General features: G+C 68.5%; 12 protein-coding genes. 9 read left to right on the forward strand and 3 right to left on the reverse strand.

Going from position 1 to position 16,766, the window contains the following annotated elements; all coding sequences use genetic code 11:
- Positions 1–11: 11 nt before the first annotated feature.
- The 3 genes from HGB39_RS07095 to HGB39_RS07105 all read right to left on the reverse strand — a co-directional run bounded on the left by HGB39_RS07095 (position 12) and on the right by HGB39_RS07105 (position 8,935).
- Entirely contained in the window at positions 12–1,076 is a 1,065-nt protein-coding gene (locus HGB39_RS07095; protein WP_043791235.1) for an iron-siderophore ABC transporter substrate-binding protein, read from the reverse strand.
- On the reverse strand, positions 1,073–8,155 hold the full coding sequence (locus tag HGB39_RS07100; RefSeq protein WP_168442920.1) for a non-ribosomal peptide synthetase: 7,083 nt from the start codon (positions 8,153–8,155) through the stop codon (positions 1,073–1,075). Before HGB39_RS07100 ends, HGB39_RS07095 begins: the two co-directional genes overlap by 4 nt.
- A gap of 132 nt (positions 8,156–8,287) precedes the next feature.
- Positions 8,288–8,935 carry an isochorismatase family protein gene (locus HGB39_RS07105; protein ID WP_005569527.1) on the reverse strand — a complete coding sequence of 216 codons (648 nt, stop codon included), beginning with the start codon at positions 8,933–8,935 and terminating at the stop codon, positions 8,288–8,290.
- Positions 8,936–9,158: 223 nt separating this feature from the next.
- Here HGB39_RS07105 and HGB39_RS07110 point away from each other — a divergent pair, with 223 nt between their 5' ends.
- The 9 genes from HGB39_RS07110 (at position 9,159) to fahA (ending at position 16,759) form a co-directional block, all read left to right on the forward strand.
- On the forward strand, positions 9,159–9,755 hold the full coding sequence (locus HGB39_RS07110; protein ID WP_005261361.1) for a DUF4178 domain-containing protein: 597 nt from the start codon (positions 9,159–9,161) through the stop codon (positions 9,753–9,755).
- The gene (locus HGB39_RS07115; protein ID WP_005569529.1) at positions 9,752–10,255 is read left to right on the forward strand and encodes a DUF2617 family protein; all 504 of its coding nucleotides are present in this window, start codon (positions 9,752–9,754) and stop codon (positions 10,253–10,255) included. The genes HGB39_RS07110 and HGB39_RS07115 overlap by 4 nt, the downstream gene beginning before the upstream one ends.
- The gene (locus tag HGB39_RS07120; protein WP_005569530.1) at positions 10,243–10,665 is read left to right on the forward strand and encodes a DUF4247 domain-containing protein; all 423 of its coding nucleotides are present in this window, start codon (positions 10,243–10,245) and stop codon (positions 10,663–10,665) included. The genes HGB39_RS07115 and HGB39_RS07120 overlap by 13 nt, the downstream gene beginning before the upstream one ends.
- 28 nt (positions 10,666–10,693) lie before the next feature.
- Positions 10,694–11,164 carry a DUF350 domain-containing protein gene (locus HGB39_RS07125; RefSeq protein ID WP_005251488.1) on the forward strand — a complete coding sequence of 157 codons (471 nt, stop codon included), beginning with the start codon at positions 10,694–10,696 and terminating at the stop codon, positions 11,162–11,164.
- A gap of 4 nt (positions 11,165–11,168) precedes the next feature.
- Positions 11,169–12,740: a polyamine aminopropyltransferase gene (locus HGB39_RS07130; protein ID WP_005569531.1), complete on the forward strand. Its 1,572-nt coding sequence runs from the start codon at positions 11,169–11,171 to the stop codon at positions 12,738–12,740.
- Between the two features lie 133 nt (positions 12,741–12,873).
- Complete coding sequence (locus tag HGB39_RS07135; protein WP_005261372.1) at positions 12,874–13,428, forward strand: MarR family winged helix-turn-helix transcriptional regulator; 555 nt, start codon at positions 12,874–12,876, stop codon at positions 13,426–13,428.
- A gap of 99 nt (positions 13,429–13,527) precedes the next feature.
- Positions 13,528–14,727: a homogentisate 1,2-dioxygenase gene (locus tag HGB39_RS07140; protein ID WP_005569532.1), complete on the forward strand. Its 1,200-nt coding sequence runs from the start codon at positions 13,528–13,530 to the stop codon at positions 14,725–14,727.
- On the forward strand, positions 14,724–15,581 hold the full coding sequence (locus HGB39_RS07145) for a hypothetical protein (protein ID WP_005569533.1): 858 nt from the start codon (positions 14,724–14,726) through the stop codon (positions 15,579–15,581). The genes HGB39_RS07140 and HGB39_RS07145 overlap by 4 nt, the downstream gene beginning before the upstream one ends.
- Positions 15,578–16,759, forward strand: a complete 1,182-nt coding sequence (gene fahA / locus HGB39_RS07150) for a fumarylacetoacetase (RefSeq protein ID WP_005569534.1) — start codon at positions 15,578–15,580, stop codon at positions 16,757–16,759. Before HGB39_RS07145 ends, fahA begins: the two co-directional genes overlap by 4 nt.
- Positions 16,760–16,766: the final 7 nt, after the last annotated feature.

The raw sequence follows: 16,766 nt of genomic DNA on the forward strand, positions 1-16,766 counted from the left end.
TCAGGTGGAAACTAGCTGGCCTGAGCGTTGTTCGCGGCCTGCGACAGCTGCGGGAGCAGCTTGTCCAGCAGCCACGGCATGCTGAGCACGTTCGGTGAGCTCGACGCGAACACCAGCGGCGGGTCGGTCAGACCCACGTAGGCGTTGTCGCGCACGGCCTTCATCCCGGCGAACAGCGGATTCGACTGGACCTCGTTCTGCAGCTCCGGCGACAGGTACCAGGCGAGCAGCACGTCCGGGTTGTACGTCGGCAGCAATTCCAGGCTGACGGGAGCCGCGAACTTGGTCTGGTCACTGCTCTCGCGCAACTGCTGGGCGAGCGGATCGACCGTGAAACCGAGGCTGGCCAGCATCTTCAGGCGAGGATCGGTGTCGAAGTAGAAGTTGTACGACCCCGGCTCGGTGCCGCTACCGAATGCCACCGTCTTCCCGGCGAACTCGGGGTGCTGCGACTTCGCCTGCGCCAGGGTGTCCTGCGTCTGGGTCACCAGTGCCTCGGCCTGTGCCGACCGGCCGAGGGCCTTGCCGACGGTGGTGATCTGGTCTTCCCAGCTGGTGGCCCAGCGACGTTCCGGGTAGGCCACGGTGGGGGCGATGGCCGAGAGCTTGTCGTACTGTTCCTGGTTCACGCCCGAGTGCACGGCCAGGATCACGTCGGGGGCGAGTGCCGCGATCTGCTCGTACGGCATCTCCTTGCTCGACGCCGTCAGCAACGTGGGTTCCGCGTTCGGGTCGAGCTCTTCGAGTTTCGCCCGCGACCACGGCAGCAGGCCGTCGTCGGTTCCCGTGTCCGACTTCATGTTCTGCACGGCGACGGGCACGACGCCGAGCGACAGTGCCGCGTCCTCGCTGCCCCAGCCGAGCGTGACGACACGTTCCGGGGCCTCCGTGATCTCCGCGGTGCCGAGCGCCGACGGAATCGACACGGGGAAGGCCGACGCGTCGGCCTGTCCGGTGGCGGATCCCGCCGCGTCGGTCGAGTCGGTATTCGACTCGCTGCAGGCACCCGCGAACAGCGCGGTTGCCGCCATCATCACGATTCCGGCTCTACGCCAGTATCTTCCGGACGTTTTCATCGATCTCCCTGTTCTTTGTTGATGGGGTTCATGCGCGAGCGGAACGAGGCGAGGGCCTCGTTCACGACGGAGCCGACTTCGCCGATCCAACGGGGCTGAGTCATGTCCTTGTGCTCGCAGTCGAGGTCGTGGTTGACGATGCAGCCGGTCAGGTAGGGCCGCCACAAGTCGTACGTCGCCGCGGTCGCAGGATTCCTGGCCGCAGTGAAGAAGAGCATGTCGGAGTCCACGACGATCTGTGAGGGTTCGGATTCGAGGCGCACGGCGTTCGCGAAGTTGTCGATCATCGCGGCCGGTGTGTGCTCGTTGATCCCGGCCAGCGCGCTGCCCTCGCCGCGCAGGATGTCGATCACCTGCTGCCGGTCGAGTCCATCCGCGAGGAGCGGTTCCGGGTCGTAGCCGACCATGTAGAGCAGCGCGGCGAGCGCGTCCTGCTCCGTCGGCATCGAGGCCCACGCGTCCGACGGGAAGGAGTCGAGCATGACGAGCATGCCGAGTTCCTCCCCCTGGTTCTGCAGTGCACCGGCGATGGCGTGCGCGACGACGCCGCCCAGCGACCATCCGAGCAGGTGGTAGGGGCCCTTCGGCTGCACGGTCCGCATGTGCTCGATGTATTCGGCGGCCATGTCCTCGAGCGTTTCCGGCGGCCGCGTGGACGTCGACAGGTTGGACGCCTGCACGCCGTACAGCGGGTAGTCGTCGTCGATGTGCCGCAGCAGGCCCGAGTAGCCCCAGCTGATTCCGCCGGCGGGGTGGAAGCAGAACACCGGCGGCTCGGACCCCTCGGTGCGGAACGGCAGCAGGACGGCCAGCGCGTCGGCGTCGTGATCGTCGTCGAGACGGCCGGCCAGCTGGGCCACCGTCGGCGCGGCGAACAGCGAGGCCACCGTCGCGGTGACGGACAGCCGCTTCGAGATCGCGCTCATCAATCCGGCCGCCATCAGCGAGTGGCCGCCGAGGTCGAAGAAACTGTCGTCGATGCCCACCCGCTCGATACCGAGAGCCTCGGCGAACAACTGGCACAGCACCTCTTCGCGCGCCGTGCGCGGCCCGCGCTCGGACACCTGCAGTGACAGGTGCGGAACGGGAAGAGACGACTGGTCGAGCTTGCCGTTGGGGAGGGTGGGGAACTCGTCGACGGCGATGAACGCGGCCGGGATCATGTAGTCCGGCAGCCGGCTGGCGGCGCGGCGGTGCAACTGGTCGGGGTCGATCCGGCCGCCCGGCACCGACGTGGCGTACGCGACCAGCCGCTGATCGCCCGGGCGGTCCTCGCGGACCACGACGACGATGTGCTCGACGTCCGGGGCACCGGACAGCACGGCCTCGATCTCGTTGAGTTCGATGCGGAATCCGCGCACCTTGACCTGGGAATCGGCGCGACCGGCGAAATAGATCTGACCGTCCCGGCCCCACCACACCACATCCGACGTCCGGTACATGCGAGTGCCCGGCTCCGCGAACGGGTCGGCGATGAAACGTTCCGCCGTCTTGGGGCTCTGGTTGCGGTATCCCCGGGTGACGCTGTCGCCCGCGAGATACAGCTCGCCGGACACGCCCGGAGGCACCGGCCGCAGTGCGTGGTCCAGGACGTACGCGTGCTTGCCGGGATCGACGACGCCGATGGGGACCGGACCTTCGTGTCCCGGTTCGACGAGAGCCAGGGTGGCGTTGACCGTGCACTCGGTCGGTCCGTACGCGTTGAACAGCCGGCGTCCGGGTGCGTACCGCTCGATCAGCTGGGGTGTGAGCTTCTCGGCACCGAGCATCAGGTCGACGCCGTCCGGGATGGGATGCTCGGGCGGGAACGCGGCGGCGAAAGACGGTGGCACGCCGACGAAGTTCACGTCGTGTTCGTTGATGACGCGGGCGAGCGGCTCACCGGGGATGCGGTCGGCGTCCGTCGCGACCACCAGCGTTCCGCCCGAAAGCACGCCCCACATGATCTGCCAGAACGCGAGGTCGAAGCTGATGGACGAGAAGTGGAGCGCACGAGTGTTGTGGTCCATGCCGATCACGTCCGACTGCAGCGACAGCAGATCCGCGATGCCCAGGTGGGGAACGACGACGCCCTTCGGCACCCCCGTCGATCCGGACGTGTAGATGAGATACGCGGCGTCGTCGAGTTGCAGCGGCCTGCTCCGGTCGGCGTCCGTGGGGCCGGTGACCGGCTGGGCGTCGATCAGGGCCTGCAGATCCGGATCGTCCAGGTCGAGAATGGGCACGTCGGTGCCCAGCGGGGTGCGGTCGGGCACACCGACGGAGGACGTGAGGATCGCGACCGGTGCGCCGTCGGCGAGCATGTGCGCGATCCGGTCGGCCGGGTAGGTGGGGTCGACGGGAAGGTACGCGGCACCGCTCTTCAGCACGGCGAGAACGCTGACGATCAGCTCGGCGGAGCGGTCGAGTGCGAGCGCGACCACGTCACCGGGACCGGCACCACGCGAGATCAGCAGGCGGGCAATCCGGTTCGCCCGTTCGTCGAGCTGCCGGTAGGTGAGGGAGACCGCGGGCCGCACGCTCGCACCGACGGCGACGGCCTCGGCGTCGGGTGTCTGCGCCACCTGCGCGGAGAAGTACTCGTCGAACGTGCGGGCCGGGATGGAGTGCGTCGCGTGGGACCATTCGCCGAGCACCCGGGCCCGCTCCTGCGGGGTCAGGATGTCGAGCCGGGCGATCCGCTGCTCGTGGTTCGCGACGAGCCGCTCGATCACCACGGCGAGGCGGTCCGCGAAGGATTCGACGGTCGCGGCATCGAAGAGTTCGGTGGAGTACTCGAACATCACGTCGACGCCGCCACTGTCCGGGCGTTCCTGGAAGCGCAGCGCCAGATCGAACTTCGCGGTCGTCGCGTCGAGCATCCGCACCGAGGCGGTGGTCCCGGCGAATCGCTCCGCCGCACCTTCCTGCTTCCAGTGCGACAGCATCACCTGAAACAGGGGATGGCGGGCCGACGACCGTGGGGGATTGACGAGTTCGACGATCCGGTTGAACGGCACGTCGGCGTGGTCCACGGCGTCGAGGTCGACGGCCCTGACCCGGTCCAGCAGTTCGTCGAACGTCGGGTCGCCCGAGACGTCGGTCCGCAGGACCACCGTGTTGACGAAGCAGCCCACCATGGCGTCGAGGTCGGGATGACTACGACCCGCGACGGGCACGCCCAGGGCGATGTCCTCGCCGGCGCCCAGCCTTTCGAGCAGCACGGCCACGGCGGCGTGCACGATCATGAAGAAGCTCGCGCGCCGCTCGGCAGCGAGCGACTCGACGGCCGCGTGCAGCGACGGCGACAGCGTGCGGTGGACGCTCGCGCCGCGGTTGGTGGGCAGGGCGGGTCGGGGGCGGTCGGTGCGCCAGCCCAGTTCGAGTGGCAGACCGGCGAGTTGCTCACGCCAGTAGTCGAGTTGGCCGGTCAACAACAGGGTCGCGTCGTCGTCGCCGACGCCGATGCGTTCGCGCTGCCACACGGCGACGTCCGGGCACTGCAACGGCAGCGGCGTGAACTCCGGCGCCCGTCCGATGCGGCGGGCGTTGTACGCGAAGGCGAGATCGTCGAGGAGTTTCGACTGCGACCACTCGTCGCCGATGATGTGGTGCATCAACAGGACCAGTGTGTACTGCGGTTCGTACAGCACCGCGCGCAGCGGCGGCTGGTCGGTGAGCCCGAGACCCACCGTCGTCATCGCCGCGATGTGTCCCTCGATGTTGCCGACGTTGTCGACTCGTTCGAGCCGGACCTTCGCGTCTCCGGCGGGAAGGACGACCTGGTGGGGCACCGAGTCGACGAGGGGGAACACCGTCCGCAACGACTGGTGCCGGGTCACGACGTCCGCGAGCGCCGCTGACAGGGCGTCGGGTTCGAGGCCTTCCCCGAAATCGACGGCCAGCGCCAGCAGGTACGTTCCGCCGCCGGCCGCGCTGTCGAGGAACCACAGGCGTTCCTGCGCGGGCGACAACGGCACCGGCGTGCCCTCGGGGAGGCCCCGCGGGGACGGCCTGCTCGCCGACACCGGCTCGCCGGCGTCCTCCAGTTGCGCGGCCACAGCGGCCACAGTGGGATTCTCGAAGACCGTGGCAACCCGCAGTGGCACACCCAGTTCCGCGGTGATTGCGGACACGAGAGCGGCGGCGAGGAGGGAGTTCCCGCCGAGTGCGAAGAAGTCGTCGTGGACACCGACCTGCTCGGCGCCGAGCACCGAGGTGAACAGGGGGAGGATCCGGGCTTCGGTGTCGGTCCGCGGTGTGTCGCCGGCCTGTCCGAGCCAACGGGGGGCGGGCAGCGCGTCCCTGTCGACCTTGCCGTTGTGGGTCAACGGCAAGCGGTCGAGCATCACCAGTGCGGACGGCGTCATGTACCCGGGAAGGGAGCGGACCAGGTGCGCCCGCACCTGCTCCTCGACGGCGTCGTGCTCGCCGCCCGGCCGGGGAACGACGTATCCGACGATGCGCTGGTCGCCGCCGGCCTGCTCGTGCACCGTGGCCACCGCCGCCTGCACGTCGGGCACCGCGGTCATCGCGGCGCCGATCTCGCCGAGTTCGACACGATAACCGCGCAATTGGATCTGGTCGTCGATCCGGCCGTGGTAGTGGAGCGCGCCGGTCGCGTCGTACCGTGCGAGGTCGCCGGTGCGGTACATCCGCGTCCCGCCGGGCGCGAACGGGTCGGCGACGAACCGTCCCGACGTCAGGCCGGGACGCCCGAGGTAGCCCGGGGACAGTCCGGGACCGGACACGTAGATCTCGCCGGTCACGCCGGGCGGCACCGGACGCAGGCCCGGCCCGAGGACATACGTGCGGAGGTCGCCGAGCGGAACCCCGATGTCCACCACGTCGGCGGCAGTGACCTTCGTGGCGGTGACGTGCACGGTGGTCTCGGTGATTCCGTACATGTTGACCAGTTCGGTTCCCGCATCCGGACCGGTCGCGGCGAACCAGGCGCGCAGGACGGCGGGGTCGAGAGCCTCACCGCCGAACACGACGTACCGCAGTCGCAGTCGGTCGAACGAGTCCGCGCGGACGAGGGCGTCGACGAGATGCCCGAACGCGGACGGCGTCTGGTTCAGCACCGTGACACCCTCGTCGACGAGGAGCGCGGCGAGGTCGGCCGGTGACGTCAGGGTGGCCTCGTCGACTGTGACGAGGCGGCCGCCGTGCAGCAGCGCGCCCCAGATCTCCCAGACGGAGAAGTCGAACGCGTACGAGTGCAGCAGGGGCCAGCAGTCGTCCTCGGTGAACGTGAACCATTCGCGGGATACGTCGAACAGCCGCAGCACGTTACGGTGCGGAATCGGAACGCCCTTGGGGACGCCGGTGGATCCGGACGTGTAGATGATGTACGCGATGTCGTCCGCCTGCACGGCGTTCTCGAGTTCGCCGGACTCGGACTGTGCCGAGTCCTCCTCGACTCGCGGGAGGTCGCCGAGCAGGTCGGCGGATCCGATTCCCAGCGACGGCTGCGTGTCCCGCAGGATGAACCGCGCGCGTTCGGCCGGGGAGGACGGATCGATCGGCAGGTAGGTCGCGCCGCTGCGGAGAATCGCGAGGACAGCGACGATCAGATCGGTGCCGCGGGGGAGGCTGACGGCCACGACCGTGCCGCGGCCGGCGCCGGCCGACCTCAGTTGCCGGGCCAGGGCGGCGCTGCGACTCGAGAGTTCCCGGTACGACAGATCGTTCACCGCGACGCGGTCCGGGTGGGCGCGCGCCTGGGCGAGGAAGGCGGAGACGATGCTGTCCGGAAGCGCCGCTGCCGTGCCGGTGGTCCGGTCGAGGCCGGCCGCCGACCGCCACAGGTCCAGTTCGTCCGGAGCGCAGACGTCGACCACGGAGACGGGTTCAGCTGTCACGGAGATGGTTCGGAGGTAATTCGCGAATCGGTGTGCGTGATCCCGGATCTCGTCGTCCGTGTAGACCTCGGGATTTCCGGCCCATTCGAGGGTGAGCTCGTCCCCGGCACCCGAGACGGAGATCACCACGTCCTCCACCGGACCGGTGGCGAGCTGATGCACCGCCCCGAACGTGGGACCGAAAGCGATTCTGGCGGCGAACGGTTTGACGTTCACCACCGCTCCGCCGGTGGCGCGGCTCCCGGCGTCCCGGACGCGCTGGAACGGTCGGGTCTCGGACAGTGCGGCGGCCACTCTGTCGATCACGCCGGCGAACGTCGGTCGCGCGTCGAACGGAATGCGGAGCGGCACAATGTTCGTGGCCGTCACGGGCGACGCCAGCTCGATGCCCTGCCGGGCCAGAACCGGCACGCGGAGCCGGACTTCTTCCGCTCCCGTGTGGGCGCCGAGGTAGGCGGCCGCGGCCGCATAGACCGCCTCGGCCCACGTCGTCGCCTGCGCGGTGGCCGCCTCGCGCAGGGTCTTCGCCACCGCGGGCTCGATCGCGAGCGTGCAGCGATGCGGGTCGGGGACGGGCCGGCGCACGGTGTCGCTGAATCCGGCCGGACGGGAAGCGTCGTGCGGCGCGTCGATGTCGGGGGTCGCGGCATCGAATTCCCGTGCCGCCTGGACGTGCGCCCGCAACGAGGGGAACTTGGCGGGCCGGGGTTCCGTGCCCGCGAGCCGGGCCGCGTACAGCGCCGCGACGCGGCGGGTGAGCAGCGAATACCCGTAGGCATCGAGCAACGCGTGCGGGGCGCGGAGGTACCAGAGCACACCGGATTCGGTCGTGATCAGTGCCGTACGCACGAGGGGAGCGGAGTCGAAGTCGAGCGGTCGGCGCACGTCCTCGCGCATCCACTCCAGGGCTGCGGCCCGGTCGCGTTGGAGACGTTCGAGTTCGGGGGCGTGGCGACGATCGTGCACCTGGACGACGTCGGCCGAATCGGCACCGGGTTCGGCCTCGAATCGGACCGAGAGCACCTCGGCCTCCTCGATCACCGTGCGTACCGCCGCGCCGAGAGCGTCGATGTCGACGGGGGCGGCGACCTCCACGTATTCGGCCGTGGTGAACGCCGATCGGGTCGGGTCGAGATGGTGCCCGGCCCACAGCTCGCGCTGGGCGGCGGTCAAGCAGACGTCGGCCATGCCCTCCCCGGTCTGCGGGGTGGACGGCGACGAGATCGAAAGGGACATCGAACAGGCACTCCTGATGCTTTCGGCTTTCGGGCGTGGGGATTCCGGGCTTTCAGCTACTCAGCGTGTCAGGTTAGCCTAACCACATCGATTGTGGTGATCCGACTGCCGGAGTGTGGGCTTCGGGTCGACTCAGCTGACTTGTAGCGGGGAGAGCGCGGCGACCAGCGCATCCGTGGTGGTCACCGAACCGCAGCGCTTCGCCGCATAGGTGAGCGCCATGAGGTGCTCGGCACGGCTGAAATCCGCGGTCGCGTCGGAGACTAGGAACGGCTGCACGTCCGACATGAACGCCTCGGCGGCACTCAACATGCAGCCCATGTGCGTGTAGACGCCCGTGACGATCAGCTGGTCGCGGCCGTGGTGGCCGAGCAGCTGCCGGAGGTCGGTGCGCTGGAACGCCGAATACCGCCATTTGGTCACCTGGATGTCGCCCTCGCGGGGAGCGAGCGGCTCGACCACCTCGGTGTCCCGACCCGACGTCAATCCGGGGCCCCAGAAGTCGGCGAGGATGCCGCGACGCGACGGATGCTGGTCGCCCGGCTGCATCGTGTAGATCACGGGAATTCCGGCTTCCGAGCACAGTTCGCGGATCCGGACCATGTTCGCCATCGCAGTAGACATCGGCTCCGCACGCACGTCGTACGCGTCGATGAAGTAGTTCTGCATGTCGTGGACCAGCAGTGCGGAACGCCGAGGGTCGAGGCGCCAGGACACCTTCGATTCGGAGACCTCGTGGATCTCCGGGATCGTGTAGGTCGAAATGGGGGGGATGGCCATATGGTTCCTCACTGTCGGTCTTGTCGACGTCTGGGCGAATGCCGTGCGAATCTCGGTGAACGACAGCGCTCCGCTCCACCGCTCGCGCGTTCGGTTAGGCTAGCCTTTGCTACCAGGCTCTGCAATCGCTAGGTGTCTGGGTGCGCGGCGCACAGTAAGGTGACTGAGCGGTGGGGGCCGGGCACTGGCCTCCCGTGCCGAAGCCGCTGACCAGGAGAGACTGTTGACCACGCTGCTGTTACTGCTGCTGATCGTCGTCGTGATCGTGGGCATCGTGCTGATCCTGCGAAATCGGGCCGGGAAGAAGTCCACTCCTGCTGCCCGGGTCGATCCGCTCGCCGACTACCCGGAGGTCTACGACCCGTACAAGATCGGAGTCGGCGACATCATCACGTACGCCGGAATCGATCACGTCGTGCGCGGCACCATCACCCTCGACGAAGAGGGATACATCTGGCACGAACACCTCCTCGACGGGTCGACCGGTCAGCGGTGGCTGACCGTCGAGAACGACGAGGGGAACCTCGACATGACGCTGTGGATGCGCCGCGAGGGCACGGGCCTCGAACCGGGCGGTGACGTGATCCTCGACGACAGGGTGCATCGGCAGATCGAGCGCGGCACCGCGTCGTTCACCGCGGAAGGCACCACCGGAACCGCACCTCAGGGCATCGTCGACTACGCCGACTACGAGACGGCCGACAAGACCGGCCTGCTGTCCTTCGAGCGCTGGGCGCGAACGCAGTCGTGGGAGGTCTCCACGGGCCGTGCCGTCACGCGCGGTGAACTCACCGTGATCCATTCCGGTCCGCCGCAGTGACACTGCACGTCCTCGACATCGAGTCGCGCGATGTGACGGCCGAGGCGCTCGGTCTCGTCGTGAACGCCGAAACACCGCGCCCGCTGGCCGAACTCACCATCACGCACGGTGACGACCGAGTGACACTCGCGGTTCTCGGGGCGTCGCACGCGGTGACGGCGTCCGCGGCGGGCAGCCGAATCACCGAACAGGTCTCGTGCGACGCGGTCCAGGCAGGCGGCAGGCCGCTGCCCATATCCGACAGCGCGAGCGGGTACCGGTTCCACTCGACCACCGACACCGTCGACCGCACCCACCTCGAGCAGACCGCCGACTGGCTGCGGCGTCAGGCCACCGAGGTGGACGGGTGGATCTGCGGGGCGTTCCCCGGTGACCACACCGCGCTGACCGCGCTCACGGCGGCCAAAGACTCGGGCGGATGGGTCTGGCAGACCTGGCATCTGTACCCAGGAGACAAAGGCGGGGTGATCGTGAAAACTCGAAGCAGGTGGCAGCCGTGAGCCGGTTCAGTGCGCGCGTGCGGCTCGCCCCGATGCTGCTCCTGGTGTTGGCCGCGACCGCGTGCGGCGGCGGCGTCCGCGACTACATCGCCGACACCTACGCCCTGCAGAACACCGCGGACGACGCGAAGACGTACACGTCGAACGACCCCGTGGGGACGACCGTCTCGAACATCGTCGCCGAAGAGGACCCGGCGGCGCGGAAGGCCGACGGCGGCAGCGAATACCTGCGCTACGACGACGACATCGTCACGGTCAGCGCCGGGCCGGGTGGCGGCAGCCTCGTCCGCGTCGAAGACATCGACGGCCGGTACAGGAGTGGCGGGTTCGCCTATCTGGGGCCCGGTTTCAACCCCGGTTCACCGGCAGGCGGCGCCAGCGGCAGCGGCGGATCCGGGAGCGCGAAATGACAGAGAACACTCGACTGGGGAGAAGCGCGTGAACACCACCTACACGGCGGCAGCAACGGAAATCGGCAGCGTCGACGTCGGACTGCTCGCCGTCGGCATGCTCGGCACCCTGGCGTACTTCGTCATCGGCATCGCCGTCCTCGGAGTCGGCTTCGCGGTACTCGACCTCGCCACCCCCGGCAATCTCCGGCACCAGGTGTACGTCGACAAGAACCCCAACGCGGCAATCCTGCTGGCGTCGAACCATCTCGCCCTCGCCGTCGTCGTGGTCACGGCGATCCTCACCAGTTCCGACGGATTCGCGCAGGGACTCGCCGACTCCGCGGTCTACGGCCTCTTCGGTGTGCTGCTGCAGGTCATCGCGCTGCGCCTGATGAACCTGCTGTTGCCGGGGCAACTCGTCGGTCTGGTCGGGAACCCGCAGATGTGCGGTGCCGCCTGGGCGGTCGGTGCGAGCCTCTTCGCCATCGGCCTCGTGAACGCCGCCGCACTCACCTGATCTCGTGACGACCACAGCGGCAGAGCCGAATTCCTCCACCACCCGCGCACTCGGCGGGCGGGCCAGGGCGTTCCTGCTCGCCGCGGTGGCAGCCTGTGCGGCGTGCGGGCTGATCTACGAACTGGCTCTGCTGACACTGTCGGTCAGTCTGACCGGCGGCGGGATCACCCAGACGTCGCTGATCGTCGCGGGTTTCGTGGCCGCACTCGGAGTGGGGGCCCTCGCCGCCAAGCCGCTGCTCTCCACCGCGGCCGCGTCGTTCGTGGTCGTCGAGATCGTCCTCGGGCTCGTCGGCGGGTTCAGCGCGGTGACGCTGTACGTCACCTTTACGTTCTTCGGTTCCAGCGCAATCGTTCTGGTGCTCGCCACCGCACTGATCGGTGTGCTGGTGGGCGCCGAGGTGCCGCTGCTGATGACGCTGCTGCAGTCGGGCCGCAGCGACACCGACGCCGAGAGCACCGGAAAAGTGCTGGCAAACCTCAACGCCGCCGACTACGCAGGCGCCCTGGTCGGGGGCCTGCTCTGGCCGTTCGTCCTGCTACCGGTCGCCGGGATGATCCGCGGCGCCGCCATCACCGGCATCATCAACCTCGTTGCCGCCGCGGTGGTGGCGCTGATCCTGCTGCGGTGGCAGCTGAGCCTGCGCACCCGGCTGCTCGCCGTCGTGGCAATGCTCGTCGCCGCCGCATGCATCGCGGTGCTGCTGGTGCGCGCCGACGGCATCGAGACCACGTCGCGGCAACGGCTCTACACCGACCCGGTGGTCGCCGCGGAAAGGTCGCAGTACCAGGAGATCGTCGTCACCGAGCGCGGGGGAGACGTGCGGCTCTTCCTCGACGGCGACCTCCAGTTCTCCAGCGTCGACGAACATCGGTACACCGAATCGCTGGTATACCCCGCGATGGCCGCCGACCCGAAACGGGTGCTGATCCTCGGCGGGGGCGACGGCCTCGCCGCCCGGGAGGTCCTGCGACTGCCCGGGGTCCAGGAGATCGTGCAGGTGGAACTCGACCCTGCGGTCGTCGAACTCGCGAACACCCGGTTGTCCGGGCTGAATCAGGGGGCATTGCAGGACCCGCGGGTGCACGTCGTCCTCGACGACGCATTCCGGTGGCTACGCGACGCACCCGACTCGGGATTCGACGCCGTCATCGTCGACCTCCCCGACCCGGACACCCCGGCGCTCGGACGCCTGTACTCCACCGAGTTCTACGGTCTCGCCGCCGCCGCCCTGAACCCCGGCGGACTGATGGTGGTGCAGTCGGGAAGCCCCTATTCGACGCCGGACGCGTACTGGCGCACCACATCGACGGTCGCGTCCGCGGGTCTGGCCGTCACGCCGTACCACGTGCTGGTGCCGAGTTTCGGGGACTGGGGTTACGTCCTCGCCCGGCGCGGACCCGAACCGCCGGCCCTGCGCCTACCCCGCGACGTCCCCGAACTGCGCTTCCTCGACGAGCCGACCCTCGCCGCGTCCGCGATCTTCCCGCGCGACCGTCCCCGCCGCGAACTCGAGCCCTCCACCCTCGACCGCCCGCGCATCGTCGACGACATGCGGAAGGGCTACGAGCGCTGACGCGCCCGTGAGTACTTCTTAACCGCCGGGCGTTAATAAGTACTCACAGGCCGAAGGCATATAGTTCATGGATATACTAAATGCGGAGATGGCGGGCACTGGGCCCGCCACCGGCTCGCGATAGGGTTCCCCCATGACCGATGACGCAGCGCCGGTGCCCGTCGAGGTGCCCGACGGCCTCGACTTCTGGTCGTTCATCGAACTGGCGAACAGGCGCCTGAGCACGGAATACGGCTCGACGCACGAACTCGCCACCCAGGTGCTTCTGACGTTGAACCGCGCGTCGAACGTGGTGACGTACGACCTGGAGTCGTCGATTCACCGTCCGCGCGGGCTGTCGTGGTCGGCGTTCCGGCTGATGTTCGTGACGTGGCTGGCCGGCCCCGTCGAGTCGAAGACGGCGGCCAAACTCACCGGCATGAGCAGGGCTGCGGTCTCGAATCTGACGAAGACGCTGGTCGGTGGCGGTCTGATGGAGCGGACTCCGGACGAGCGGGACGGCCGGTCCGTCCAGCTGTCGCTCACCGAGAAGGGCCGGAGCGAGATCGGTGAGATCTACCGTGAGCAGAACGAGCGGGAACATGCCTGGGCGAGTGTTCTCACCGAACCGGAGCAGCGCATTCTCGTCATGCTGCTGGACAAGCTGATCACCAATCGCAGCCAGTTCGACGTCCGCGGTCGTAACTGAGCCTGCTGTGCCTCCCGGAAAATCTGTGCTTGCTATCACGCCCGCAATTTAGTTAATGTGTTTACTACTACGGAACACGCACTTCTAGGGAGGCCGGTCATGGCGTTCTATCGGCACGTGGGCAACATCCCGCCCAAGCGGCACACCCAGCACCGTGACGACAACGGTCAGCTCTACTTCGAGGAATTGATGGGAGAAGAGGGCTTCTCCTCCGACTCCTCACTGCTCTACCACCGCCACATCCCGTCGGCGATCGTCGATGCCACCGTGTGGGAGCTGCCCGACCAGAGCACGACTCCCAATCATCCGCTCAAGCCGCGCCACCTGAAGTTGCACGACCTGTTCCCCGAGACGGTCTGGGCCGACACCGATGTGGTCACCGGACGACGGTTGATCCTCGGCAACGCGGACGTCCGCATCTCCTACGTGGTCGCCGGCAAGGAGTCGCCGCTGTACCGCAACGCGATCGGCGACGAGATGGTCTACGTCGAATCCGGCGCCGCCACCGTCGAAACCGTGTTCGGCGCGCTCGAGGCGAAGCAGGGCGACTACGTTCTCATTCCGATGTCGACCACCCACCGCTGGATCCCGCGCGGCCCGGAACCGTTGCGCGCCTACGCGATGGAGGCCAACAGTCACATCGTCCCGCCGAAGCGTTACCTGTCCCGGTTCGGCCAGTTGCTCGAGAACGCACCCTACTGCGAGCGCGACCTGCACGGGCCGTCCGACACGTTGCAGGTCGAGGGCGCCGACGTGGAGGTGCTCGTCAAGCACCGCACGTCGCACGGGATCGTCGGCACGCGAATGGTGTACCCGCAGCATCCCTTCGACGTCGTGGGCTGGGACGGGTGCCTCTACCCCTACACGTTCAACATCTCCGACTACGAGCCCATCACCGGTCGCGTGCACCAGCCGCCGCCGGCGCATCAGGCGTTCGAGGGCAACAACTTCGTCATCTGCAACTTCGTGCCCCGCAAGGTCGACTACCACCCGCTGTCGATTCCGGTGCCGTACTACCACTCGAACGTCGACTCCGACGAGATCATGTTCTACGTCGGCGGAGACTACGAGGCGCGCAAGGGTTCCGGCATCGGCCAGGGTTCGATCTCGATTCACCCCGGCGGGCATGCGCACGGTCCGCAGCCGGGCGCGTACGAACGCAGCATCGGGGCCGAGTTCTTCGACGAACTCGCCGTCATGGTCGACACGTTCCGCCCGCTCGAACTCGGCGAGGGTGCAGTGGCCTGCGAGGACTCGGGCTACGCGTGGACGTGGGCAGGACGGGGGCCCAAGCAGTGATCTCCGCCCTCTTCGCCGGCCTCTGCGACGACGCCGCACTCTTCCCGCCCGGTAACGCACCCCTGCCCGACGCCGTGCCCGCGCACGCCAGGCATTTGTCGGCGCCGTACGCGGATCTGGTCGGCCCCTTCGTCTTTCCCGTCGCCCGGCTCGACGAACTGACACCTGGTCCGCTCGATCTGAGCCTGACACTGCCCGGCGGCCCGGCCACGCTCGAACCCGCACTGGACCGCCTCGCGCAGATCGACGGTGCCACCGCGGTGGCACTCGAGATCGCGGTCCCGGCCGAGCAGACGGCCGCGGAGTTCTTCGCCGCGATGGACGCCGTCGAGACGCTGACCGCCGGACTCGACGTGTTCGTGGAGGTTCCGCGCGGCGAGCGTCGCGCCGATTTCCTCGCCGCGCTGACCGGTAGCCAGTTCGCCGCGAAGTTCCGCACGGGAGGCGTGGTCGCCGAGGCCTACCCGGACGAGGACGAACTCGCGTCCGCCCTCGCCACCGTCATCGCGTCGGGCGTTCCGTTCAAGGCCACAGCCGGGCTGCACCACGCCGTCCGCAACACCGATCCGCACACGGGATTCGAACAGCACGGTTTCCTCAACGTGCTGCTCGCCACCCGGCACGCACTCGGCGGCGCCGGTGTCGACGAGGTGGCCGCCACCCTCGCCGAACGTGACGGCGCACTGCTCGCCCGCGCACTGCGCGACCTCCCGGCCGACGTCGTCGGCGCCGTTCGCACCGCCTTCCGATCCTTCGGCACGTGCAGCATCCTCGAACCCCTCGAGGATCTCGTCGCACTGAACCTCGTGCCGTCTTCCGCCCTCGCCTCCGCAGATCAAGGAGCCCACGCATGACCGTCCTCGACATCCCCGCCGATTCCCTCTTCGGGATCGAGAACCTGCCGTACGGCGTGTTCTCGACCGCCGACTCGGCCCCACGGGTCGGAGTGCGGGTGGGAGATTCCGTCGTGGATCTCGCCGCCGCCCTGGGTGACGACGTCTTCGCGCAGCCCACCCTCAACGCCTTCATGGCGCAGGGCCGGGCCCGCTGGACCGAGGTCCGCAGGCAGATCACCGAACTCGTGCAGGGCGACGTCGCCGACACCGCGGTGTTCGCCGTCGAGGACGTGACGATGCACCTGCCGGTGGCCGTCGCCGACTACGTCGACTTCTACGCCTCCGAGAATCACGCCACCAACCTCGGCCGACTGTTCCGCCCCGACTCCGAGCCTCTGATGCCCAACTGGAAGCACCTGCCGGTCGGGTACCACGGGCGGTCGAGCACCGTCATCGTGTCGGGCATCGACGTCATCCGGCCCTGCGGGCAGCGCAAGACCCCGGCTCAGGACGCCCCCGACTTCGGTCCGTCCCGCCGCCTCGACATCGAGGCCGAGATGGGATTCCTCGTCGGCGTCCCGACGAAACTGGGGGAGACGATCACCCCGGATCAGTTCGCGGAGCACGTGTTCGGCGCGGTCGTCGTGAACGACTGGTCAGCCCGCGACATCCAGGCCTGGGAGTACGTGCCGCTCGGCCCGTTCCTCGGGAAGAGCTTCGCGACGTCCATCTCCCCGTGGGTGGTTCCCCTCGACGCGCTCGAGGCGGCCCGCATCGACACCCCGACGCAGGATCCGCAGCCGCTGCCGTACCTGCGCGGCGAGGAGAAGTGGGGCCTGGACATCGACCTGGCCGTCGAATGGAACGGACACGTCGTGTCGCGTCCGCCGTACGCGCAGATGTACTGGTCGCCGGCGCAGATGCTCGCCCACACCACCGTCAACGGCGCCGCCGCCAGCACGGGCGACCTGTTCGCGTCGGGCACCATCTCCGGACCCGAGAAGGATCAGCGCGGCGCGTTCATCGAACTGACCTGGGGTGGACAGGAACCCGTCGTCGTGGGGGACGAGAAGCGCACGTTCCTCGAGGACGGCGACGAGATCGCCATCTCCGCCACCGCACCGGGCCCGAACGGCACCCGCATCGGCTTCGGCGAGGTGCGGGCCCGCATTGCTCCACCCGTGAGTACTTGTTAACCGCGGG

Origin of the sequence: Rhodococcus opacus, from assembly GCF_012396235.1 — a bacterium.
Lineage (GTDB): Bacteria > Actinomycetota > Actinomycetes > Mycobacteriales > Mycobacteriaceae > Rhodococcus_F > Rhodococcus_F opacus.